Source organism: Pseudoalteromonas sp. B62, assembly GCF_037162565.1.
Classification (GTDB): Bacteria; Pseudomonadota; Gammaproteobacteria; order Enterobacterales; family Alteromonadaceae; genus Pseudoalteromonas; species Pseudoalteromonas fuliginea.
This window is the reverse complement of the sequence record NZ_JARLVB010000002.1, coordinates 1,649,857-1,674,050: the sequence shown is the minus strand read 5'-3', so window position 1 is coordinate 1,674,050 and position 24,194 is coordinate 1,649,857. Positions and strand designations below refer to the sequence as shown.

The window sequence follows — 24,194 nt, the reverse complement described above, 5'->3', positions numbered from 1 at the left end:
AGGCTTAAGTACGCTCAGTTAACCAAGCTGTAACGCTATCTAGTGCAGCAGCAAGGTTTTGTGGCTCACTACCACCGGCTTGTGCCATATCTGGACGACCGCCACCTTTACCACCTACTTGGCCTGCCATGTGATTAACTAATTCACCGGCTTTTACTTTGCCTGTTAAATCTTTAGTTACACCGGCAATTAGGCTTACTTTGTCGCCACTGGCAACACCGAGGGCAATAACACCTGAGCCAATTTTGTTTTTAAGGTCATCAACCATACCACGCAGTGCTTTAGATTCAGTACCTTCAACGTTTGCTACAAGTAGCTTAACACCGTTAATTTCAACAATCGAATCAAGTAAAGACGCACCCGCTGCACTTGCTAACTTATCGTTAAGTTGCGCAATTTGCTTTTCAAGACCTTTAGACTTTTCAAGTAACGCGGTTACTTTTTCAAGTACCGATGCGCTATCGCCTTTAACTAAAGCTGCAACATCGCTAAGTTGTTGCTCTTGCTCGCTAACGTACGCTACAGCCTCTGCACCAGTTACCGCTTCAATTCGGCGAACACCTGCGGCAATACCGCTTTCAGATACAATTTTGAATAAACCAATATCGCCAGCGCGCTCAACGTGAGTACCACCACAAAGCTCAATAGAGTAGTCGCCAATAGTAACTACACGTACTTCGTCATCGTACTTTTCGCCAAATAATGCCATAGCGCCTTTCGCTTTAGCATCATCAATAGCCATAAGCTCAGTATTAAGTGCAAAGTTACGACGAATTTCGTCATTAACTACACGCTCAATTTCACGTAGCTCATCTTTAGTAACTGCTTCAAAATGCGAAAAGTCAAAACGTAAACGATCTGGCTGAACAAGTGAGCCTTTTTGGCCTACATGGTCACCTAATAGTTGGCGTAGTGCTTCGTGTAAAATATGCGTAGCTGTGTGGTTTTTCTTAATGCTGTCGCGGCGCGTATCATCAATAGTTGCATCCACTTTATCGTTAACACCAATGCGGCCTTGCACAGTACCGTGGTGAGCAAAAGCATTACCAAGCTTAGTGGTATTAGTAACATTAAATTCGCCACCAGCAACTGTAATAGTACCCGTGTCACCCGTTTGACCGCCTGATTCAGCGTAAAACGGTGTGCGGTCTAGTACTACAATACCTTGTTGACCATCTTCTAATAACTGAACAGCTTCGCCACCGGCAAAAATTTCAATAACGGTCGCGCTGTAATGTGTGCTGTCGTAACCTTTAAAGTCAGTGTGTTTATCTGATTTTAATTGGTCATTGTAATCAGCGCCAAACTTACCCGCTTGTTGCGCTGTTTTACGTTGTACAGCCATGCATTCTTCAAAGCCTTGATGATCAATTGTCATCTGGCGCTCACGCGCAACATCGGCCGTTAAATCAGCTGGAAAACCGTACGTATCGTAAAGTTTAAATACTAAGTCGCCCGGTATTATATCGCCTTTAAGGTCGCTTAAGCTTTCTTCTAAAATAGCTAAGCCACGCTCAAGTGTTTTACCAAACTGTTCTTCTTCAATGCGTAATACTTTTTCAATAATTTCTTGTTGCTTAGCAAGCTCAGGGTACGCTTGACCCATTTGCTCAATTAGCGCAGCAACTAATTTATAGAAAAACGAACCTTGTGCACCTAACTTGTTACCGTGGCGCACAGCACGACGAATAATACGACGCAGTACATAACCACGGCCTTCGTTAGATGGCATAACACCGTCTGAGATTAAAAACGCACACGAACGAATATGATCCGCCACTACGCGTAATGATTTATCGTCCATATCTTGTGCATTAGTAACACTTGCAGCTGCAGCAATTAAGCCTTGGAATAAATCGATTTCGTAGTTTGAATGCACACCCTGCAAAATAGCAGAAATACGCTCAAGGCCCATTCCCGTATCAACAGATTGCTTAGGTAGAGGCAACATTGTACCGTCGCTTTGACGGTTGTATTGCATAAATACAAGGTTCCAAATTTCGATGAAACGGTCGCCGTCTTCCTCAGGAGAGCCCGGAGGACCGCCCCAAATATGCTCGCCGTGATCATAAAATATTTCAGAACACGGACCACACGGACCCGTATCGCCCATAGACCAAAAGTTGTCTGAGGTCGCAATACGAATAATACGATCCTCTGGCAAACCAATTTCGTTAGCCCAGTAACCAAACGCTTCTTCATCATCGTGATAAATAGTTACTAAAAGTTTTTCTTTAGGTAGGCTTACTACCTCAGTTAAAAACTCCCATGCAAACTTAATCGCGTCTTGCTTAAAGTAATCACCAAAGCTGAAGTTACCTAACATTTCAAAAAATGTATGGTGGCGAGCAGTGTAGCCTACATTTTCTAAATCGTTATGCTTACCGCCAGCACGTACACAGCGCTGCGAGCTTGTCGCACGTGTATAAGGGCGGCTTTCTGCGCCTAAAAATACATCTTTAAATTGCACCATGCCGGCATTGTTAAATAACAACGTGGCATCGTTACCCGGTATAAGCGAGCTAGAAGGTACTATTTGATGTTGCTTGCTGGCAAAAAGTCTAAAAACTGTTGCCTAATTTGTGCGGTAGTCATGTGCTGCATTTGAAAGTCTCACCTGTATTTACTGTGCTTGCATTGCAAAATTAATTTCATCGTAGCTAAAACCCCGATACATTAAGTAGCGCACGCGCTTAGCTTTATCTTTGTAATCGAGGTTTGGCGGTGTATTCGAATATTTTTTATTGTACGCATCCTGCGCAAGCTCAAACCAATCTATTTCAAGCTCTTCAACTACCATTTCAAGTAGCGAACGATCAATCCCTTTGCCCATAGCTTCGCTTTTTATTCGCTTAAGCCCGTGGCATTTAAATATGTGTTTTCTTACAAAGCCTTCACAGTATCGCTGCTCGTTAATAAAATTGTGCTTTTCGCACCAATCAAGCAGCGTTTCAATAAACTCTTCTGTCGCTTCTTTTTGCTGTAATTTGAGCGTTAACTCACGACGCGAATATTCTTGGCGCCCTAGTAACCAAAGTACATAGTTTTTTAGTTTTTGCTTTAATTTATCATCCATTAAGCGTCAAAACGCCCGCTTGTTTCACTACTAAGTGGCTTAACATTAATGTCGTCACTCGGTGGTACAACAGGCATAAAAATGGCTTGATAAGATACAAAAAAGCTAATGTAGCAAATCGGCATTAAAATCAACAGTGGTAAGAACGATAAGAACATCGAAAGCGCCATAAATAATGCGCAAATAAGACCAAAAGCGCCAAGTGGCAAAATATTATGATAAAACACCATTAACGACTTTTTCAGCGCCGTTAAAATGCGTGTTTCTTTACTAAAATAAACAAGCGGTACAGCGTAAGCAAACGCCGTTAAATAAATTAGCATTGCCATAAAAAATAAAATTACATTCGCGCCCGAAATACTCTCAAGCATTTGTTCAAGTGCTACGTTTGGATCAAGTCCTGGTTGGCTCATAACAGCCACTGCATCGGCAAATAAGGCATTAGCAAGTAACGCCATTAAAATACCCGCACCCATTTGATAAAGTGCTAAACGTAATAACCCTAAACGATTTCCCTTAGCCGTAAATGGCTTGAGAATATCGGCTAGCATAATTTTTCCGCCCTGCTGCTTACTAAGCACCGCTTGGTAAAACCCTGCGGTTAAAAATGGCGTAGCTAGTGCTGCAACTACTTGCAGTAAAGGTAAAAATAAAGACAGCAGCCCTACAATGCCAATAAATAAATGCATAAAAATAAAGGTTGCTGGCTGGGTTTTAAAAATAAGCCATCCGGCTTTTAACCACTTTAGCCCTGCATCGGCTTTAAAAATTCGTAATTGTGTAGACATACTTGCTCTTAATTTAAAACGAAACACGCCAAGTATAACTTGGCGTGAGGGGGATTAATAGACGAAACGTAATTAAATGATTAAGGTTTTTTAATTTTCTTAATATCTAACATATGCGCGCCATGCTTAATTTTTGTTTCTAGGTACGATTTATTACCCGCAACACCCGCTTTAATGTGTGCATGCGTGCCCACAACCGAGTCAACATTAATACCGGCATCTTTTAATGCGTTAAGCTTTTTAGGATTATTGGTCATTAATTTAACGTGGCTTAAATTAAGCGCATTAAGCATTAATACCGCATCCGAAAAGTCACGTAAATCATCAGCAAAGCCTAAGTGATTATTAGCTTCGTAGGTGTTCATCCCTTGCGATTGCAGTACATAAGCGTCAATTTTGTTGTATAAACCAATGCCACGGCCTTCTTGGCGTAAATACAATAAAATACCGCCTTGCTCGTGCATCATTTCAATACATTCATTTAGCTGCTCGCCACAATCACAACGCGATGAGTAAAACACATCACCCGTTAAACACTCAGAATGCATACGAATAAGCGGTACATCTTGCTCTTTATCAGCGTTGTTAAACACCATAGCAATATGTTCTTTACCATCTTTTAAATCAGTAAATGAGATTATTTCTGCAGGGATATCACTATTTCTGCCAACATTAAGCTGGACTCTTGCTCTTACTTGCGCCACGACAAATCCAAATATTTAAATAACTACGACACGACAATAAAGTGATAATATCACAAAATAGGATAAATACACCGTAGTACAAGACTTTTTATGGCAAATATATGGCGACGATAAGCGTTATTTTCAATGACAGTTAGCAATAAATTGATGCAAATAACAGCCAATGTTATTTACGTTGATTTACCTTAATCAGTGACACTTACGGGCGCGTTTGGTATTTTGTATTTTAAACAACGATAGGGATTATTATGAAACGTCAGCAACTCGCTTTATTTATAGGCTTAAGTTTATCTGCTTTAAGCGCAACAACTTTAAGTACTACAGCACTTGCCAGCCAAGCAAGCGATCCTCAAACGGTATTTAGCCAAGCATACCAAAGCTATTTAGCAGCAGTTAAAGCAGACGAAAACGTACAACAAACTGCCAAACTTGCTTACACATCAGGTAAAGCCGTTTACGGTAAAAGCGACGACAATACTGCCAACTTAGCTATTAATTACGCTAAAGCAATTAAAGGCTACGGCGATGAGCTAAACGAACAGCGTTTTGCACTCTATAATGAAGCACATACTATTTTAGCTGCAAACCACGGTAAACAATCAATAGAAACAATTGATGCACTGCTCGGCCAAGCTAACTACACAACATCAGCTTACAAAGCAGCTAACTTTTTAGAACAAGTAATAGATATAGCTAAAACACAAAATAAGCCTAAATTTGTAGCCGACATGAAACTAGAAGCGGCATCACTACTTGCTAAAAAGTTTAGCTCTAAAAAATATCGCGAAGCGAAAAACTACCTAGAAGAAGCCGACGAGTACTACCAAGAAAACTTACCAGAAAACTCACTAGAGCGCATAAAAGCCGATTTTTTAATGGCCTCATTCGCAGAAGGTCGTAAAAAATACAATCAAGCAATTGAAAGGCTAAACCGTATAGTGAATGTATTCGATAGTAACTTAAACTTTGATCACAGCGCAGAGCTAAGCGCTCACTCTAAGCTTATTGGCCTGTACGAAAAACAAGGTAAAAGCGAAGAAGCAACCAAACACTGTCTAGCAATTGCTAAAATGGTGCCATGGAAAGAATCGCAAGAGCAAACGCCACTCTATCGTGTTAACCCTAAATACCCAGTTAACAAAGCCAGATTTAGTACCGATGGTAGCGTTGTTATGGAGTTTGAGGTAGACGCAGCTGGCTTTGTAAAAAACCCAAAAGTACTTAGCTCTGAAGGGGGCAGCGCATTTGAAAAATCAGCCAAAGCAGCGCTTGAGCAATGGCGTTACGCGCCAAAGTTTGAAAATGGCAAACCCGTTAGCGCTATTTCTCAGGTACAACTCGACTTTAAAATTAATCGCCATTAAAAGCGGCTCATTAAAAAAGGCGCTTTAAGCGCCTTTTTTAATACTAACTAATACAAATCCTACGTAGTTAAAATTCGTAACTTACGCTAATACCGCCATCGGCTCTTTTTTCATTGCTGTCACTTGTTTTACCGTAGCCTACATCTAATTCCAGTCTAAAACCGGCATTGTTTAATCCATTAAAGTTATAGCTGTAAGTAAGCCCTATGCCGTTAGTTGTTTCCTCATCAAAAATACTGCCAATTGCGCAGCCTAGCGTATTAGCAAAGTCAGTTGCTATATCATTTGTTGAACTTTCACATTCTTGGTCTGTATCTCTTGCGCCAATAGCGCCCACAAGCGCGCCAAATGCATGCTTTTTATTATCGCTTACTGCTTGTTCAAAACCTGCTGAAAATCCATCATCAAGGCCTATTTTATAGTTTGCATACCAGCGTTGTTGATTCTCATTAGCCGATAAAGATACCTCTGGAATAACTAAGTAAGGATAGCCACCCCCAATCGAAAAACTAACATCGTTAGCAAAAGTAGAACAAGAAGCGATAGATAAAGTGAGTAGTAATATTTTTGTTTTCATAAAATTCCCTTTGAGTAAGCACCAAATGTACCTAGTTTAGTTCCTTTTCACAATGTAACAAAAGTCCTAACCGTGCTTTTTGTGATTTTAAAACTTCCTGTTGCGATTAAAGCTGGCTTCTCTTCCTAGCTAGAAGTTTCAGTAGTACGCTGATTTTAATATGGTTATTCTCCATACATAGGCGATAACGCAAGAGCAGTTGCCGAACCGACTAGGTTACACACCTCTCGCCGCGATTAAATACTCCTTAGATAGAACAAATTTTAATCCTGAAAGACCAATAAACTCTAAACCACATTAACTGTATTTAATTTAAAAAAGACTTTAGTAGAGCAATAATAAATACAGATAATGCATGTAAATAATCATAATTTATGGTGAAATTAGCTTAATTGATAAAAGGTACCCACGGAGCTTTCATGACTATTTTAGTAACCGGTGGCGCAGGCTATATTGGCTCGCACACTGTTTTAGAACTTTTACAGCAAGGTAATGATGTTGTTGTTATTGATAATTTGAGCAATTCATCGCAAGAATCTCTTGCTCGTGTTAAAAAAATCACAGGTAAAGATACTACCTTTTACCAAGGTGATATTCTCGATAAAGCTTTTTTAGATTCAGTGTTTGCTAAACACTCTATTGATAGCGTTATACATTTTGCAGGCTTGAAATCGGTTGGTGAATCAGTGGCTAAACCAATTGAATACTACCAAAATAATGTACAAGGTACGTTAACGCTTGTTGATGCAATGCGCGAAGCTGGTGTATTTAAATTAGTATTTAGTTCATCAGCTACCGTTTATGGTGACCCAGCTAGTTTACCAATTAAAGAAGACTTCCCTGTGGGCGGTACTACAAACCCTTACGGCACATCTAAGCTGATGGTTGAAATGATGCTGCAAGATATCGCTAAATCAGACGAGCGTTTTGCGTTTGCTATTTTGCGTTACTTTAACCCTGTTGGCGCACATGAATCGGGCCTAATTGGTGAAGATCCTAACGGTATCCCAAATAATCTTTTACCGTTTATTGCACAGGTTGCTGTGGGTAAATTAAAGCAACTTGCTGTATTTGGCGATGACTACGACACAGTTGACGGTACAGGTGTGCGCGACTATATACACGTTGTAGATTTAGCAATTGGCCATTTAAAAGCGCTTGATAAAATTGCCAGCAGCACGGGGGCATTAGTTTATAATCTGGGCACTGGTAACGGGTATTCTGTACTGCAAATGGTTAATGCATTTATTAAAGCCAGCGATCAGGCTGTGCCATATCAGGTTTCACCTCGCCGCTCAGGCGATATAGCCGCCTGTTATGCAGCACCAGAAAAAGCACTTAATGAACTTGGTTGGGAAGCGGTGCGTGGCATTGATGAAATGATGCAAGATACATGGCGTTGGCAGTCAAATAACCCCAACGGTTATAAAGGTTAAGTAAAAAGTATTTTATAAGCTTTGCCTGTTACACCAGCAGGTAAAGCGCCCTTTACACTCTATGTAAATAAATTATCTAAAACGTTATTGCACAAAAAGAAGAGAATAAAGGTAAGTGAGAAGACACCAAAGCATGAGATTACGAGCGTTGCTCGTCACGCCAGCAAGCTGCGCGTCTACACGTAAATCAAACCACACTGTAAAACTTTGCCGGTAGGCGTAGAGCTTGCTCACGCGAAAAGCGCAGCTTTTAATATCTACAACTGATAGCTAAGCTACTCTTTATGAATAAATCATTTAAATAAATTACGAGCGTTGCTCGTCACGCCAGCAAGCTGTGCGTCTACACGTAAATCAAACCACACTGTAAAACTTTGCCTGTAGGCGTAGAGCTTGCTCACGCGAAAAGCGCAGCTTTTAATATCTACAACTGATTGCTAAGCTACTCTTTATGAATAAATCATTTAAATAAATTACGAGCGTTGCTCGTCACGCCAGCAAGCTGTGCGTCTACACGTAAATCAAACCACACTGTAAAACTTTGGCTGTAGGCGTAGAGCTTGCTCACGCGAAAAGCGCGGCTTTTAATACCTACAACTGATCGCTAAGTTAGCTCGTCACGCCAGCAAGCTGCGCGTCTACACGTAAATCAAACCACACTGTAAAACTTTGCCGGTAGGCGTAGAGCTTGCTCACGCGAAAAGCGCGGCTTTTAATTACTTATATCTAAATCTAACACTTAATAACGAGTATCTTCGTTATGTCTGTGCCCACTGCCTAAGCAAATTATGATAAACCCCCGTTAACTGAATAATCTCAGGGCTATCTTCTACTTTGCTGCGCAAACTTTGAATCGACATATCTAAATCAAAGAGTAAACCACGTTTTTCGTCGCTATTAACCATGCTTTGCAACCAAAAAAATGAGGCTAACCTTCGCCCACTTGTAACTGGCATTACACGGTGCAGGCTGGTTGATGGGTACAACACCATACTCCCAGCTGGTAATTTTACGCTGTGCGATCCATACGTATCTTCAATAACTAATTCTCCACCCTCATAATCTTCAGGCTCATTAATAAAAAGCGTCATTGATACATCTGTTCGTACTTTTACAGGCGTACCAGGAACCTGCCTAATGGCATTATCTACATGCACACCAAACGATTGTCCGCCTTGATAACAGTTAAATAATGGAGGAAATATTTTTGCAGGAAGTGCTGCCGACATAAACAAATTGCTACGAGCGAGAGCTGCCATAATAATGTCGCCAAGCTCTTGGCATTCAGGACTATTTTCAGGTAACTGTAAGTTATTTTTAGCTTTCGTTGATTGATGCCCAGCCGTAATACTACCATCTGCCCACTGTGCTTTTAGTAAAACCTCATGACAATAAGCAACTTCTTCTTTAGTTAACAACTCTGGTATTTTAACTAACATGTGCGCCCTCTCACATAATAAAAAGAAAGGGCAGAAATTTCTGCCCTTAATGATTATGTACTCTTAAAGTAAAGTTTAAAAAGAGTAACTTGCCGTTAAGCTAAACTTACGACCTTCACCAGGAACAAAGTGTCCGCCACCTAACTGGTTAACGTAATCTTTATCACCTAAGTTTTCAGCATTAAGCTGCAAGCTCAAATCTTTTGATACATCATACGCAACCATTAAATCAAAAATAGTATAGCTTGGAGCACGAGCGCGAGTAGACGATGAGCTACTGTAACGCTCACCTAAATACTGCATACCTGCACCAAATGATAATTGCTCAGATATTTCGTATGTTGTCCATATGCTCGCACTATTTTTAGGCGTACGTGGTAACTCATTACCTATTTGAATAATATCGTCACCTGATGCTTTAGTTACTTCGCTATCTTGATAAGTATACGATGCAATAACGGTCCACTCTTTGGTGATTAAACCTGTAGCTGATAACTCTAAACCCTGAACTCGTTGTTCGCCATTTAATAAATCAGCTCGTGTATCTTCTGCAAATGGATCATCGGTACGAGCATTTGTTTTTTCAGTACGAAAAAGAGCTGCATTAGTTTGTAAGCGACCATCCATTAAGTTCCATTTCGTACCTAATTCATAGCTATTACTTTCTTCTGGATCAAGATCTGCTGTATTTCCGCGAGTAGATACCGTAATACCTTCGGCTGAAGGATTAAACGAATTACCCGCCCCAAAATAAATACTGCCGTTTTCTGTAGGTTTATAAACTACAGCTGCATTCCAGCTAAATAAGTCGTCACTTGTAGAAATTAAAGCACTTGGGTTCGCGTAATCGTAATGGTAATCCGTAGTAAAGCTATCAAAACGAATTCCGCCTGTAACTTCCCATTGCTTATTAAGGGTTACTGTATCAAATGCATAAATAGCTTGGTTTTTAGCTTTAGCTTCAATGCTTGTACCGTTACGACCGTACACACCCGTAAATGCAATTGTTGCATCAGGATTGTATAAGTTGTTACGGATTCCATCTTCAATTAGATTATCAGCCGTAGTTGCAACAAAGTTATGGCGTGTAAACGTTTCGTTTGCAAGTTCAATACCCACTACAACATCGTGAGTAAAACCAGCAAACTCGTAGTTACCAATTAAATCAACTTGTAATGCAGCCAATGAATTTTCTGTATCACGTGTTTTTTCATCTGCAAAGGTAATATCTGTATCGGTTGTAACTGAAAAGAAACGTGGTGCAGTTGTTACCGATTCACGCTTAACTTTACCTAAACGGACTTGTGTACGTAACGTAGTATTTTTAGAAAAATCATACTCATGACGAGCAGTTGTTGAATAAGCTTCTATGTCTTCATAATCACGGTAAACGTTACCATAAAAGTTATCAAAATCGACTGGTGGTGGAGCGTATTCATTGCCAACTAGTTCAGTAACTGGGGTATCACTTCTAACCCATGCAATACCGTAATCTGGTAAATTATCTTGTCGTTGGTATTCAAAATTAAGATCAAATCGACTGTTGGTTCCAAGCCCTGTAGCCAAAGCGACAGCAATTGCATTTTTTTCATTTTCAACATAATCACGGCCAGCAACATCACCTGAATCAGACAATAAATTAACACGTAATGCGCTTGTTTCGTTTACTTGAATATTAGTATCAAGACGACCACGGTAATCGTTTTCTGTGCCTAAACGTAACGAAACATCATTAAAGTTGTCTAATTTCGCCTTTTTAGTTTCTAGATTAACGCTGCCGCCTGTTGCACCACGACCAGAGACTGCAGAACCAGGGCCTTTAGCTACTTCAACGGCTTCAATGTTATAAACATCGCGAGTGTATCCTGCAACATCACGAATACCATCAACAAAAATATCACTTGCGGCACTAAAACCACGAATAGACATGCTATCGCCAGTAGGAGAACCACCTTCGCCTGCAGCTAAAGAAATACCTGATACATTGCGTAATGCATCTTGTAAGCTATCTACGTTTCTATCTTTCATTACCGCTTGGTTAATTACAGTAACTGTTTTAGCCGTATCGAGTAGCGGTTGAGTATATTTATGCGATGTTGATTTTTCTACAACATAGCTAGACTCGGTTTTAGTTTGCGCTTTCGTTACCGATAACTCTTGAACATCCTGTGCACTCGCCCAAGTTGAAAGAGTGGCTGTAACAACCGCCGCAATTGGTTTTGCGTAGGTATTCCCTTTATTCGATGGCTTACTCATGGTTACTCCGAGGTTTAAACTAATTAGGTACATGTTGAATTTCGGCAAAATCCTACCACCACCACAAATAAATGTAAACGCTAATTATTATCAGTTGCGTTGTTATACCTGTTGTTATATTGTATGCGCACTTAAAAATTAACAGTAATTGCTCCATGTAATTACTCGTCGTAACTTTCAGGGTCTTTGTTGAACAATGCGAAGTTTAATTAAACCAATCAGTATGATTATCGCGCTTTGTTGCGCTATGACAGTGCAAGCCGATACCGTTAGCGAATTAGAACAACTCATCAACAAATGGCTGAAAATAGAAAATCAAAACAATAAATTAAATACTCATTGGCTTGAACAAAAAAGCAGTATGGAGCAAACATTAACGCTTTTAGATGCTGAGCAGCAGCAACTTAGCGAGCTTAATCAGCGTAGAAAAAAAGCACCAGCGAGCTTACTCAAAAACGCGAACAGCTTGTTACTAAACAATCGGAACTTGAAAACGATCAACAACAATTAAACGAACAACTTACACGCATTTCCCAGCAATTACTTTCATTACAAGTTCAATTACCTCCGCCACTTTTAAGTAGTTGGAAAAACACAGGTGATTTAACTAACTCACAACTAAATACCACAGATAAATTGCAAACAGCACTCAAGATGCTGGGGTTATTACGTGATTTTCAGCAACGGATTTCTATACACGAAATGGCAATTCTGCACCCTGACGGCCAAGAAGTATGGGTAAAACAGCTTTACTTAGGTGCAGCCCAAGCTTGGTTTGTAAGTGAAGATTTAAGTTATGTAGGCATTGGCTTTCCAAGTGATTTAGGTTGGCAGTGGGAGTTCGATCCGAGCATTAACGCTGAGCAAGTTGCATTAGGAATAGCTGTTCAACAAAAAAAGCGCGCTGCTGACTGGGTAACACTACCTATCTTAAGTTATGCAAAAAACACACAAAAAGGGGCTAAATAATGATTTTCGCCCGCATCCTTAAAATAGCTAATATTTTAGCTTTACTCTTTAGTGCAAACATCGTTTTTGCAGCAAGCAGTGATGACGCGCAACAAAGTATTTTAAGTGACATTAAAACAGCTCAACGCGCGTTGAATAAAACTCAAAATAACATTGCCAAAGAGCAAGCCGCTCTTGCTAAAAATATATTTAACAAGCAGCAATCACTGAGTAAATTACGTGAGCAGGCTGCCGTTAACCGCCGCCTTGCTGATGAAGATACTTTGAGCTTAAATCAGCTGCAAACACGCCTAGATACATGGCAACAGCAGCAACAATATCAGCTAAATTTGTTAAATCGATTTGTACGCCAAAATAGTAAAAACCAACACATTTCTAATGATCAAAACGAATTGTTGAAACAAGTAGTATCACTTATTAATGACCAAAAACAGGCACTTTATCCACAATTTAAAAAGCAATCGGTTGTGCTAAGTAATGGCGAATTAAGCCAAGCGAATACCCTTCAAATAGGCCCAGTTGCTTGGTTTAGTACACAAACCCCAAAACTAGCTGGATTACTCGATTTAGACGACAAATCTAACGCGTTAAAGTTAGCGCTAGTGCAATCTACAAGTGACGATAACCCACTCGATAATACCTTAAAACAAAATGGCGTAGGATCTACACTCCTCACTTTTGATCCGAGTTTAACGCATTTAGTAACGAGTCAGTCTCAACAAGAAAGTCCGCTAGAGCATTTAGAAAAAGGCGGTTTATGGGCTATTCCTATTATTTTATTTGCCTGCTTTGCACTAACTATCGCATTACTGAAAGCAGCTCAGTTAATGCGTTTAAATAAAATAAAAATGCACTCGCAATTGCAATTACAGAAATTGTTTATAAGTAAAAATAGCAGCGAATTTAATGGCATGCAGCAACAGCTATTTAACCTAACCTTGCAAAGCGAAAAAGGCCAAATACGAGATGATCAGTTATTTAACCAACTTATCCACGATAAACACAAGCTCGATAACTTTATTGGTGCAATAGCCGTTACCGCAGCGGTAGCACCACTACTTGGCTTACTGGGTACTGTAAGCGGTATGATCGAAACATTCAAAATGATGACCTTGTTCGGATCAGGCGATCCTGAGGTTGTATCGGGTGGCATTGCACAAGCACTCATAACCACAGAACTTGGTTTAGTCGTTGCTATACCAGCTCTGGTACTAAACGCTTTGTTATCGCGTAAAGCTAAAGCCTATTACAGCCAATTAGAAGGCTTTGCATTACAGTTAAGTCAGCTAGATGAAGGAAAAAACAATGTTTGATCAAATCATTAGTAATCCTATTTGTTGGTGCATTATTTTACTGGCTTTATTTGTGTATCAATTGATTTTTCATGACTTACTACATCTGAAACATTATCAAACACAGCGCAAAGGTTATTGGCAAGAAGTAAGCTCTATTTTAACTGCGGCTTTGCCACTACTTGGTTTGCTAGGCACAATTGTTGGCTTACTCGATACCTTTAAAGTTATGGCGCTGGGTCATAATGAGTTAATGAGTGATGCAATTGGCCATGCATTACTAACCACTCAACTTGGTCTGGTGTGCGCTATTCCTGCTTGGTTAATGCAAGCCTATTTAGCATATTCGCAGCGCAACCCTAAATTACATGCACTAAGTAAACAATTAGGGTAATAACCATGCAATCACGTTTAAAACATCGTTTAGAACAAGAATCTGGCCAACATATTGATATGTCGCCGCTACTTGATGTGGTATTTATACTGTTAATATTTTTTATTGTGACTACGGTATTCGTACGCGAGAGTGGCGTTGAAGTTGATAAACCACAAGCCGTATCGGCCAGCCGTCTAGAACAACAAGTTATATTTTTAGCCATAACAGACACCCAACAAGTATTTTTTGATGGCAGCCAAATTGGTGTTGCTGGCGTGCGCAGCAGCGTTGAACAAATGCTAAAGCAGCAACAGCGCCCTGTGGTTATTCAAGCCGATAAAACAGTACCTACCGAGTTGCTTGTTCAAGTGATTGACGAGGCAAAGCTTGCCGGTGCTGCACAAGTTAATTTAGCGACCAAACAATAATATGTACGCGATTACGCCGGCCCAAAAATCACGAAATATTCGTCATCCATTATTTGCATTTACGCTAAGCCTAATAGTACTTACTGCTGCATTGTTACTTTTATGGCTCGCTCAACTAGCTGAACATATAGTGCAAGATAAAGTTATTGTACGCGAGGTAGCTATGGTGGCATTACCGCCACCACCTCCGCCTTCAATACAACAGCAACAAGCAAATGAGCCTGCGCAAAGCTTAATGGTGGAAGGCGCTGGCGCTTCTATTCAAGCAGTTAAAATTAAAATAAAGAGTAAACTAAAAATTGTAAGACCCGATACGCCAAGTGTAAAAGTAAGTACGCCACAATGGCAATCGGTCAATGTAAATTGGGATGCACTTAGCCTAAACCAGCTCGACGGCCTACCCACTTTACTCACACCAGTAAAAGCATTACTCCCAAAAAGTTTAACTCGCCAAGGTATTGATACATTTACCGTAAAGCTCGATGTACTAATTGATGAGGGTGGCAATGTAAGTTTGATTGAAGTGGTGCAAAATCCGTATCCGTCGCTTAAACCTGCAATCGATAAAATAATTAAACAGAGTCGCTTTAGCGCACCTAAAAAAGAAGGCGAAGTCGTACGCGCTCGCTTTATTTGGCCCATCGAATTTAAACCTTAAGCCTTATTAAAATGAAAAATATGAACGTAATTAAAACGCTAAAACCTTTCACTCACGCATTACTAACAACTTTAATGTGCTCATTACCTTTATTAGCTGTTGGTAATGTGAATGCAAACACAGTTAGTCCTCCACTGAAAGTAATTTTATCTCCTAGCGATCCAACATGGCAATTGGCCATAAATAATAAATTACTTAGTCCTACTGAAATGCTTATTGAACCGACTGAACGTGGCTTTGCACGCCAAGTGCAACCATTACTACAAGCAGGTAATTATAACGAAGTAGCCGCGCTATTTAAAAACCGCGACCTTACGCAAGATAGCACCGCACTCAATTTATTGCGTGCTCAGGTTTTACTCACCTTAAAAGAGTTCGATAACGCCGAAAATGCATATTTAGCATGTTTAAAAGCCGCACCTAACTTAGCAAAAGCACACCAAGGCTTGAGTCTTTTATACATGCAACAAGCAAATTACAACAAGGCACAAACACACCTAGTACACAGTATTGAACAGGGCCAAGCTGATGCACAAAGTTATGCGCAACTTGCTTATATTCATGTACAACACAGCCAGCCTTGGAGCGCAGTAGCCGCTTATCGTCAAGCACTGATGCTTGCCCCTGAAACGCCTCAGTACCAACAAGGGCTATTGTTTGCCTTAATTGAATCGGGCGATTTAAATCAAGCAAATGCATTATTAAAAGAGTTACTTAATAAAACACCTGATAATGCTCAATTGTGGTTGCAACGTGCACAAATAGCACTGCAATTAGAGCAAAATAAAAAAGCACTTGCCGCCATTGAAGTGGCCTTAAAACTCAACCCTAAAGATACCAGTAACCAGCTTTTAGCAGCCCAGCTGCATTTAAGTGAAGGCAGCACTGAACGCGCTGTTAGTTTATTAAAGCAAGGTTTAAAACACGCCACTAAACAGCAGCAAGTTGAGGTTATTAATACCACGATGCAAACGCTAGCTTGGCTTGTATCTCAACAAAAATGGGATTTAGCTAAAGAGCTAATAGGCAGCGCAAAAAGATTAACTAAGCAGCTACCCCGTGATGAACAAGCGCAGTTTTCTGTATACAGCGCACAAATTGCTATGCAACAAGGTAATGCTAAGCGCGCACTTAAAAGTTTAAACAACGCACTAAAAATAAACCCGAATTTAGGTGATGCTTTACTTAGTTTAGCAAGTATATATCGCAGTAAAGGCCAACTCACCCAAGCTAAACTTATGTATGTTCGTGCACAGGCACTTCCTGATTACCAACTATCGGCATGGCTTGGATTATCGCAAATAGCAATTGATTCTAAAGACTACTCTAGTGCGCTGAAGCATCTTAGAAAAGCATTGCAAGCTAACCCGCAACGCCAGGATTTAATTACCAATATTCGTGCACTTGAAAATATTGTGCGCCAAGAAGGGTAAGTTTATAGCTTTAACGTGAGCAAGCCAGGCGTCTACATTTCCAGCCATTGAGTTTCCCTGTAGACGCACAGCTTGCTGGCGTGTAAAAACGCAGTTTTTAAAATGGCTTAATAACTAGAAGCTACGCTTCTCACGTGAGCAAGCTCTACGTCTACAGATAAAATTTAGCGCTGTGGTTAAACTCACTTGTAGACGCACAGCTTGCTGGCGTGTAAAAACGCAGTTTTTAAAATGACTTAATAACTAGAAGCTGCGCTTTTCACGTGAGCAAGCTCTACGTCTACTGGTAAAGTTTAATGCAGTGGTTAAACTCACTTGTAGACGCACAGCTTGCTGGCGTGTAAAAACGCCGTTTTTAAAATAGCTTTATAACTAGAAGCTCACGCTTCTCACGTGAGCAAGCTCTACGTCTACAGATAAAATTTAACGCTGTGGTTAAACTCACTTGTAGCCACACAGCTTGCTGGCGTGTAAAAACGTAGTTTTTAAAATAGCTTAATAATTAGAAGCTCACGCTTCTCACGTGAGCAAGCTCTACGTCTACAGATAAAATTTAACGCTGTGGTTAAACTCACTTGTAGACGCACAGCTTGCTGGCGTGTAAAAACGCAGTTTTTAAAATGGCTTAATAACTAGAAGCTACGCTTCTCACGTGAGCAAGCTCTACGTCTACAGATAAAATTTAGCGCTGTGGTTAAACTCACTTGTAGACGCACAGCTTGCTGGCGTGTAAAAACGCAGTTTTTAAAATAGCTTAATAACTAGAAGCTCACGCTTCTCACGTGAGCAAGCTCTACGCCTACTATATATCAAACCAAAGCGTTACCAATTTTGCATTTCGACTATGCGTGATTGTGTGCGTGCATATTCAAAGCGCAATTTTTTACCTTTATACAAATGTTCAATGTCGGTTTGCGCATTTATTACCAGCAATTTATGGCAATCGTAAAATTCATCTACTAAGGCAATAAAGCGACGCGCTTCGTCGTCAAAGGTGTGCTCATCAAGCGTTTGTTTTTCGCGCTGATAACTATCTTCTATACCGTGAACTATAACTTTACCCGTCGCCTTAACACCCATTTGTGGCACATTCGATACATATAACACATCAAATTGCGTTGCTAAATACATATAATCGTTAGCACTACGCGGGCCGGAGCATAGCGCCATAAAATCAATCATTAAGGCATTATCGGCTTTTAATAAATAAGGTAAATCACGGCCATGCACGCTAATTGTATTGCTGTATGTTGCAGCAGGATAAGAAACTAAAAACTCATTTTGAAAATCATGTTTAGGTAAATTAATAAAATAGTGCCGGCTGTTTTTAGCATATCTAAAGCGGTGATCGTCCTCCCCTGCCACGTTAATTATATGGCAATGGTTATTAATTAAATCGATAGTAGGTAAAAATCGCACTCGTTGTAGGCCGTTGTAATAAAGCTGCTCTGGCTTTGCGTTCGATGTGGCCACCAGCACAACACCTTGTTCAAACAACGCATTGAACAATCTGGCCATAATCATGGCATCGCCGATGTCGCTCACAAAAAACTCGTCAAAACACAGTAAACGGATGTTTTTAGCCCACTGTTTTGCAATTAAGATTAATGGATTTTTTTGACCTTGTAGCTTCGAAAGTTGGGCATGCACTTGTGCTATAAAATGATGAAAATGCAGTCGCTGCTTTTGCTCAATCGGTAGGTTTTTATAAAATAAATCCATCAGCATAGATTTACCGCGCCCTACTGGTCCATATAAATAAACACCTTTTGTTAAGGGCGCTTTTTGCCACCATAATGTGTGAACTTGAAGTTGCTCGCTTAGTGTATTTAAAGCTTCCACCGCATTTTGCTGCGCAGCATCAAAACACAATTCACCCGTGTCTATTTTTGCTTGGTAAAGGCTTAATATTTGTGTGCTGTGCACTGTCATGGTATTTCACTATCGGCTATAATCGCGCCCATTGTAGCCGACTAAAAATGTGAACCAAAATGAAATTCCCTTGCCGCTTAGATAAATTTATTAGCCACTTAGCTGAAATGCCACGCACGCAAGCCCGCGCTAGTATTAAGCGAAAAGAAGTAAGCGTTAATGGCGAAATAATTACCTCACATAACTTTCAGCTATCTCAGCAAGACGAAGTACTGCACCAAGGTACGCCTTTGGTATTTTTAGGTAAACGCTATTACATGCTAAACAAACCTGTTGGTTATGTATGTGCTAACAGTGACGAGCTACACAAAACCGTTTTTGACTTACTTGATGAGCCAAATATGAGCGACTTTCACGTGGCAGGCCGCCTTGATATAGATACCACAGGATTAGTTATAATTACCAATGATGGCGATTGGTCACATAAAATCACGTCACCTAAAAGTAATAAATTTAAAACCTACTTAGTAGAAACTCAAGAACCTATAACCGACGAAGCGCTTGAGCAATTACGAACAGGTGTCATGCTCCATAACGAAAAAGATTTAACCCGCCCAGCGATTGCCGAACGACTTGCTAATTACGGACTGCGTTTATCAATAAGTGAAGGTAAGTATCATCAAGTTAAGCGTATGCTTTACGCAGTAGATAACAAAGTGGTTGAATTGCACCGTGAAAAAATTGCAGGTATTAAATTAGATGAAAACTTAGCAAGTGGTGAATATAGATTACTAACAGCTGATGAGATTAAATTATAAAACCTCACCTACAATATGTGCAACCTGTAGGTGCGAATTTACTTCGCGCTCATGTAACGTAGCTTTGGTGTTTAAAAAGCGAGGTGTAAAACCTCACCTACAACATACACAGCCCTGTAGGTGCGAATTTACTTCGCGCTCATGTAACGTGGCTTTGGTGTTTAAAAAGCGAGGTATAAAACCTCACCTACAATATGTGCAACCCTGTAGGTGCGAATTTACTTCGCGCTCATGTAACGTGGCTTGGGTGTTTAAAAAGCGAGGTATAAACCTCACCTACAATATGCGCAGCTCTGTAGGTGCGAATTTACTTCGCGCTCATGTAACGTGGCTTGGGTGTTTAAAAAGCGAGGTATAAACCTCACCTACAATATGTGCAGCTCTGTAGGTGCGAATTTACTTCGCGCTCATGTAACGTGGCTTGGGTGTTTAAAAAGCGAGGTATAAACCTCACCTACAATATGCGCAGCTCTGTAGGTGCGAATTTACTTCGCGCTTTTATAGTTAATATTTAAATTACGATTTTATCTGTACTAAATCAAAGTCAGCCATGCCTGGTACAATTGCCTGCAGGCGAGACTCGGTAACATCGAGCGCGTTCAAGCATTCGCAATATTCTGAAGCTTTTAGCTCAAGTTGATGTGCTTTTTTTGCAATGATTTATCAATTTCTTTTGAAATGATATCCATCCGCTGTCCCATATCGTTAATACGATCTTCTATATTACCTTCTCGGGACTTAAACGCATCACCTAGTGACACTAAAATGGCACCGAGGGACCCATGAACTGCGGAATGAATTTTTTGGCTGATCTCTTTAGTAAAAAAATCATCTATTTGAGAAAGTGATTGTGGGGCTATAAAAAAGAAATCATCGCCGCGCTTAAATTTATCCATTAGCGCACGCTCTACATATTGCAGTTGGGTTTTAAGCACCTCAGGCTCTTTATCTGACATACCTTCAACCACGTGCTCAATAGCACTTAAACCTAAATTAACACCATCGGTGGCTAAATTAACTAGTTCAGGGACTGTATGGCGAATACCATTACTAAACTGCTCGAGCACTTTACTTTCGTCATCACTTAAATCAACCCAATAACCGCGAATAAACAGTTGGTTATTGTTGTTAATTTGCACACGTGTTTGGCCTTTATCAACAATTCGAATTACATCATCGGTGATGATTAACCCATGCCTGAGTTCTACATCACATTGCTTTTGAGCAAATACACTGGTGCTTGAAAGTGCTATGGACAACGCCAATATCGAACGAGATAGAAACGCCATAAACACCTCAAAAAGACTAAAATGGAAGGCGAGTAGGTTAACAAAAAACCAACTTTATGCAAGTAAAAGAACATGCACAATACACAGCTAATTAAGCGAGGTGTAAAACCTCACCTACGATATATTCAACCCTGTAGGTACGAATTTACTTCGCGCTCATGTAACGTGGCTTTGGTGTTTAAAAGCGAGGTGTAAAACCTCACCTACAATATGTGTAACCCTGTAGGTGCGAATTTACGTCCGCTCATGTAACGTGGCTTGGGTGTTTAAAAAGCGAGGTGTAAAACCTCACCTACAATATGTGCAACCCTGTAGGTGCGAATTTACTCCGCGCTCATGTAACGTGGCTTGGGTGTTTAAAAAGCAAGGTGTAAAACCTCACCTACAATATATACAACCCTGTAGGTGCGGATTTACGTCCGCTCATGTAACGTGGCTTTGGTGCTAAAAAGCGAGGTGTAAAACCTCACCTACAATATGTAAAACCCTGTAGGTGCGAATTTACGTCCGCCCATGTAACGTGGCTTTGGTGTTTAAAAAGCGAGGTGTAAAACCTCACCTACAATATGTAAAACCCTGTAGGTACGAATTTACGTCCGCTCATGTAACGTGGCTTGGGTGCTAAAAAGCGAGGTGTAAACCTCACCTACAATATGTAAAACCCTGTAGGTGCGAATTTACTTCGCGCTCATGTAACGTGGCTTTGGTGCTAAAAAGCGAGGTATAAAACCTCACCTACAATATGTTCAACCCTGTAGGTGCGAATTTACTTCGCGCTCTTAAACGTGTCATTGGCGCTCAAGAGCGAGGTGTAAAACCTCACCTACAATATGTAAAACCCTGTAGGTGCGAATTTACTTCGCGCTCTTAAACATGCTATTGGCGCTCAAGAGCGAGGTTTATAATTAAATTGGCGATCCAGGTGGTATTGGTAACACTTTAAAATTATTTGGCCATTGCCCTTTAATTAAAAACTGATTTACTTGTTCGGCTAAATATTGCTTAAACGCACTCTCGCCAGTACTGGTATGGCTCAATATTGAGTTTTGGTTAAAGTCTTCACTCAACTTAACTAAGTAGTAACGTAACTGCGCCTGCACTTCAGGGCTTGCACTATCGCTTGCTACTAAGTCAGCCATGGTTTTTGCTGTTAAAAATTGTACGCGCTGAGTTATTTTACCTGTCATTGTATTAGGCGACGATACGTTAAACACGTGGCTATAAAGCGTTTTTAATAGTTCATCTAAACTATAAAAGTCGTTACTACGCGCTTGCTGCTGGGCTAGACGATTTAAACGTTGTGCGTTTAATAAAAGCGACAAGCTGTGCTGCACTGCAACCTCGGGTAATGCCATTGCATCGAGCGTTAACCCTGTGCGTCCAACTATGCTCTCGCGCGACTTAGACTCGCCATACGCTTTTGGCGGAATTAGCGATAATACAGATTCAGGAAGTAATAAGTTACTTGGCTTAAGCGTTGCAAAAAGAGCGTTTACCGCTTCTTGTTGCATTTTTTTATCAACCACTTGTGCACCTTTTACGGGTGAATCACCACGTGTTTCGTATTCGTAATCAACACCGGCTATGAGTTTCACTGCAGCCTCAACCTGAAAACGGTGAAACAGATAAAGCGGAACTAGTTTTTCCTCTAATTGCGATAATGCATCGCCCGTTTTAATATTATTAATACCAAACTGCGAAAGCGCTTTTTTGCGTACGTCGAGTACTCTTAAAAGTTCCTGCGAAGGATTAGTGCCGTTATCCCATAAATGAGCGGTTGGATGCGCGCCACCTTTAGCACGAGCGTCGCTATCTGATATAAACTCAAGGCCTTTAGTTTTATTCTCCTTTAAAATAGCAGCGAGTTCTGCGCTTTCATCTTGGTTAGTAAAATCGCTATAACCATATTTAATTACTTGGGTATCCCACACGCCCATGCCTGTTGCATACCCGCGCGTTACATCAAGCTTACCTTGTTCATTAAAACTAAGTAGCGGATGTGGGTAATCCATTACAGAAGCTCTATCCCCTACCGATGCCGCAAAGTTATGAGCAATACCTAATGTGTGACCAATTTCATGCGCGCTTAATTGGCGAATACGATCAAGCGCCATTGCTTGCAAGTTTTTAGCAACTTCATTGCCTTTTAAATAAGGAGCAGCGAGTGCTTCAGCTATTAAAATATCTTGGCGAACACGCAATGAGCCAAGTGTTACGTGCCCTTTAAGTATTTCACCTGTACGTGGGTCGATCACCGAACTACCGTATGACCAGCCTCGCGTTGCGCGATGTACCCACTGAATAACGTTGTAACGAATATCCATAGGGTCGGCATTACTTGGCAGTACTTTTACTATAAATGCATTTTTATATCCTGCAGCAGTAAATGCATCGTTCCACCACTTTCCACCTTCAAGCAAAGCGCTTTTTACAGGCTCTGGAACGCCAGGATCAAGGTAATAAACAATTGGTTTAACAGGTTCACTAATAGGTAAGCTTGAGTCCTTTTTAGTTAGACGATGACGCGGTATAAAACGCACGTACATAGACTCACCAAGCGGCGCTGCGTAATCTTTATGTTCTATACTCCAAAAACCTGATTGCGGATTAAACTTACGAGGCGTGTAGTTATCATCTGGTAATTGAATAAGTGAATGATGCATATGAACAGTAAGCGCATAAGGGTCGGCACTTACTTGGCGAACAAATTCACCTGGTTTTGTGCCTTTAAATGTAAGTACGGCTTCAAGCTCGGTGTTTTTTACAAATGCTTTTGAGCGATTAATATAAACGGCGCTACGTGATTCATCAAGGCTAAAGTTGCCTTGCTTACGTGCAGCAAGCGTCCGGCTTACGCCATGTACATCACTTAATAAATAAGGCGTATAATCAATAAGTGCTGTGGCTTTATCTTCTGCGACTACTTTAAAACCAGCAAGTATACTTGATGCAAACGCTTCTTTAATGCTTTGCTGTTCAGCCTTATTACTTGTATTAGCACGATAGTAAGTATTTACAGCCCGCAGCATTACTTTGTCGCCAAAACGCTCAAACTGCACAAGGTGAGTATTACCCAGCTGACCTCTATCAAGGCCTATATCGTTAGAGCCTATACCGTAAGGCAAGCTTTGCTGCAGTAAAAATTGTTGTTCAAACTTATCAACTTTTAAATATACTTTTGCGTTTTGGGTATCGTAAAAAACGAATAATAGCCCGGAAAATGATTCATTTGCGTAGTAAATTCATCAATTGACTTAATTGCTGCGTGCGCTTGAGTTATGATAGAGCACAGCACAGTAAAGAATATGTAACTTAGTAGTGGTATTTTTTCATAATCTTATCTTTGTTATTTGTGTTTTAAGTACGATTAGGTGGTCCCATTATAGGGTGCTATTTAAACAATACAGTTATTTAAGACG

The 24,194-nt window shown here is 40.4% G+C and carries 16 protein-coding genes and 4 pseudogenes; 10 read left to right on the top strand and 10 right to left on the bottom strand.

Going from position 1 to position 24,194, the window contains the following annotated elements:
* Positions 1–4 precede the first annotated feature (4 nt).
* The 4 genes and pseudogenes from alaS to P4S71_RS12005 all read right to left on the bottom strand — a co-directional run bounded on the left by alaS (position 5) and on the right by P4S71_RS12005 (position 4,568).
* Positions 5–2,604: pseudogene (gene alaS / locus P4S71_RS12020) on the bottom strand (alanine--tRNA ligase).
* Positions 2,605–2,623: 19 nt separating this feature from the next.
* Entirely contained in the window at positions 2,624–3,076 is a 453-nt protein-coding gene (locus P4S71_RS12015) for a regulatory protein RecX (RefSeq protein WP_096792484.1), read from the bottom strand.
* Entirely contained in the window at positions 3,076–3,864 is a 789-nt protein-coding gene (locus P4S71_RS12010; protein WP_337150752.1) for a BPSS1780 family membrane protein, read from the bottom strand. Before P4S71_RS12010 ends, P4S71_RS12015 begins: the two co-directional genes overlap by 1 nt.
* Before the next feature lie 80 nt (positions 3,865–3,944).
* Positions 3,945–4,568, bottom strand: a complete 624-nt coding sequence (locus tag P4S71_RS12005; RefSeq protein WP_096792482.1) for a GTP cyclohydrolase II — start codon at positions 4,566–4,568, stop codon at positions 3,945–3,947.
* A 248-nt stretch (positions 4,569–4,816) separates the two neighbouring features.
* On the opposite strand from P4S71_RS12005, the gene P4S71_RS12000 reads away from it, so the two are divergent.
* Positions 4,817–5,932 carry an energy transducer TonB gene (locus P4S71_RS12000; protein WP_096792481.1) on the top strand — a complete coding sequence of 372 codons (1,116 nt, stop codon included), beginning with the start codon at positions 4,817–4,819 and terminating at the stop codon, positions 5,930–5,932.
* A 67-nt stretch (positions 5,933–5,999) separates the two neighbouring features.
* On the opposite strand, the gene P4S71_RS11995 is transcribed toward P4S71_RS12000, so the two are convergent.
* The gene (locus P4S71_RS11995) at positions 6,000–6,509 is read right to left on the bottom strand and encodes a hypothetical protein (protein WP_096792480.1); all 510 of its coding nucleotides are present in this window, start codon (positions 6,507–6,509) and stop codon (positions 6,000–6,002) included.
* A gap of 419 nt (positions 6,510–6,928) precedes the next feature.
* On the opposite strand from P4S71_RS11995, the gene galE reads away from it, so the two are divergent.
* On the top strand, positions 6,929–7,945 hold the full coding sequence (gene galE / locus P4S71_RS11990; protein WP_337150751.1) for a UDP-glucose 4-epimerase GalE: 1,017 nt from the start codon (positions 6,929–6,931) through the stop codon (positions 7,943–7,945).
* A gap of 758 nt (positions 7,946–8,703) precedes the next feature.
* Here galE and P4S71_RS11985 read toward each other — a convergent pair.
* Positions 8,704–9,384, bottom strand: coding sequence for a Fe2+-dependent dioxygenase (locus P4S71_RS11985; protein ID WP_007378971.1), 681 nt, complete (start codon positions 9,382–9,384; stop codon positions 8,704–8,706).
* A 75-nt stretch (positions 9,385–9,459) separates the two neighbouring features.
* The gene (locus tag P4S71_RS11980; protein ID WP_337150750.1) at positions 9,460–11,640 is read right to left on the bottom strand and encodes a TonB-dependent receptor; all 2,181 of its coding nucleotides are present in this window, start codon (positions 11,638–11,640) and stop codon (positions 9,460–9,462) included.
* 196 nt (positions 11,641–11,836) lie between these two features.
* On the opposite strand from P4S71_RS11980, the gene P4S71_RS11975 reads away from it, so the two are divergent.
* The 7 genes and pseudogenes from P4S71_RS11975 (at position 11,837) to P4S71_RS11945 (ending at position 16,796) form a co-directional block, all read left to right on the top strand.
* Entirely contained in the window at positions 11,837–12,151 is a 315-nt protein-coding gene (locus tag P4S71_RS11975) for a hypothetical protein (protein WP_337150749.1), read from the top strand.
* A pseudogene (locus P4S71_RS11970) lies at positions 12,130–12,609 on the top strand (DUF3450 family protein); the annotation flags it as partial. The gene P4S71_RS11975 and the pseudogene P4S71_RS11970, both read left to right, overlap by 22 nt.
* Positions 12,609–13,922 (top strand): MotA/TolQ/ExbB proton channel family protein, encoded by a 1,314-nt coding sequence (locus P4S71_RS11965; RefSeq protein WP_337150748.1) that lies wholly within the window; start codon positions 12,609–12,611, stop codon positions 13,920–13,922. The pseudogene P4S71_RS11970 and the gene P4S71_RS11965, both read left to right, overlap by 1 nt.
* Positions 13,915–14,295, top strand: a complete 381-nt coding sequence (locus P4S71_RS11960) for a MotA/TolQ/ExbB proton channel family protein (RefSeq protein WP_149606507.1) — start codon at positions 13,915–13,917, stop codon at positions 14,293–14,295. The genes P4S71_RS11965 and P4S71_RS11960 overlap by 8 nt, the downstream gene beginning before the upstream one ends.
* A 5-nt stretch (positions 14,296–14,300) precedes the next feature.
* Positions 14,301–14,705, top strand: coding sequence for an ExbD/TolR family protein (locus P4S71_RS11955; protein ID WP_007378977.1), 405 nt, complete (start codon positions 14,301–14,303; stop codon positions 14,703–14,705).
* A gap of 1 nt (position 14,706) precedes the next feature.
* The gene (locus P4S71_RS11950; protein WP_337150747.1) at positions 14,707–15,363 is read left to right on the top strand and encodes an energy transducer TonB; all 657 of its coding nucleotides are present in this window, start codon (positions 14,707–14,709) and stop codon (positions 15,361–15,363) included.
* A gap of 20 nt (positions 15,364–15,383) precedes the next feature.
* Positions 15,384–16,796, top strand: a complete 1,413-nt coding sequence (locus P4S71_RS11945) for a tetratricopeptide repeat protein (protein WP_337151622.1) — start codon at positions 15,384–15,386, stop codon at positions 16,794–16,796.
* 822 nt (positions 16,797–17,618) lie between these two features.
* On the opposite strand, the gene zapE is transcribed toward P4S71_RS11945, so the two are convergent.
* Positions 17,619–18,728 carry a cell division protein ZapE gene (zapE, locus tag P4S71_RS11940; RefSeq protein WP_337150746.1) on the bottom strand — a complete coding sequence of 370 codons (1,110 nt, stop codon included), beginning with the start codon at positions 18,726–18,728 and terminating at the stop codon, positions 17,619–17,621.
* Between the two features lie 59 nt (positions 18,729–18,787).
* Between zapE and rsuA the strand changes: the two genes are divergently transcribed.
* Positions 18,788–19,486, top strand: a complete 699-nt coding sequence (gene rsuA, locus P4S71_RS11935) for a 16S rRNA pseudouridine(516) synthase RsuA (RefSeq protein ID WP_337150745.1) — start codon at positions 18,788–18,790, stop codon at positions 19,484–19,486.
* Between the two features lie 516 nt (positions 19,487–20,002).
* Here rsuA and P4S71_RS11930 read toward each other — a convergent pair.
* Both P4S71_RS11930 and P4S71_RS11925 read right to left on the bottom strand, forming a co-directional pair.
* Positions 20,003–20,775 (bottom strand): annotated as a pseudogene (locus P4S71_RS11930) (YggN family protein).
* A gap of 905 nt (positions 20,776–21,680) precedes the next feature.
* Positions 21,681–24,004: pseudogene (locus P4S71_RS11925) on the bottom strand (zinc-dependent metalloprotease).
* Between the last annotated feature and the right edge of the window lie 190 nt (positions 24,005–24,194).

What these genes read in the sequence shown, in the direction of transcription:
- P4S71_RS12015 (WP_096792484.1), bottom strand. Translation starts at nt 3,076, where the DNA reads ATGGATGATAAATTAAAGCAAAAACTAAAAAACTATGTACTTTGGTTA.
- P4S71_RS12010 (WP_337150752.1), bottom strand. Translation starts at nt 3,864, where the DNA reads ATGTCTACACAATTACGAATTTTTAAAGCCGATGCAGGGCTAAAGTGG.
- P4S71_RS12000 (WP_096792481.1), top strand. Translation starts at nt 4,817, where the DNA reads ATGAAACGTCAGCAACTCGCTTTATTTATAGGCTTAAGTTTATCTGCT.
- P4S71_RS11995 (WP_096792480.1), bottom strand. Translation starts at nt 6,509, where the DNA reads ATGAAAACAAAAATATTACTACTCACTTTATCTATCGCTTCTTGTTCT.
- galE (WP_337150751.1), top strand. Translation starts at nt 6,929, where the DNA reads ATGACTATTTTAGTAACCGGTGGCGCAGGCTATATTGGCTCGCACACT.
- P4S71_RS11985 (WP_007378971.1), bottom strand. Translation starts at nt 9,384, where the DNA reads ATGTTAGTTAAAATACCAGAGTTGTTAACTAAAGAAGAAGTTGCTTAT.
- P4S71_RS11980 (WP_337150750.1), bottom strand. Translation starts at nt 11,640, where the DNA reads ATGAGTAAGCCATCGAATAAAGGGAATACCTACGCAAAACCAATTGCG.
- P4S71_RS11975 (WP_337150749.1), top strand. Translation starts at nt 11,837, where the DNA reads ATGCGAAGTTTAATTAAACCAATCAGTATGATTATCGCGCTTTGTTGC.
- P4S71_RS11965 (WP_337150748.1), top strand. Translation starts at nt 12,609, where the DNA reads ATGATTTTCGCCCGCATCCTTAAAATAGCTAATATTTTAGCTTTACTC.
- P4S71_RS11960 (WP_149606507.1), top strand. Translation starts at nt 13,915, where the DNA reads ATGTTTGATCAAATCATTAGTAATCCTATTTGTTGGTGCATTATTTTA.
- P4S71_RS11955 (WP_007378977.1), top strand. Translation starts at nt 14,301, where the DNA reads ATGCAATCACGTTTAAAACATCGTTTAGAACAAGAATCTGGCCAACAT.
- P4S71_RS11950 (WP_337150747.1), top strand. Translation starts at nt 14,707, where the DNA reads ATGTACGCGATTACGCCGGCCCAAAAATCACGAAATATTCGTCATCCA.
- P4S71_RS11945 (WP_337151622.1), top strand. Translation starts at nt 15,384, where the DNA reads ATGAACGTAATTAAAACGCTAAAACCTTTCACTCACGCATTACTAACA.
- zapE (WP_337150746.1), bottom strand. Translation starts at nt 18,728, where the DNA reads ATGACAGTGCACAGCACACAAATATTAAGCCTTTACCAAGCAAAAATA.
- rsuA (WP_337150745.1), top strand. Translation starts at nt 18,788, where the DNA reads ATGAAATTCCCTTGCCGCTTAGATAAATTTATTAGCCACTTAGCTGAA.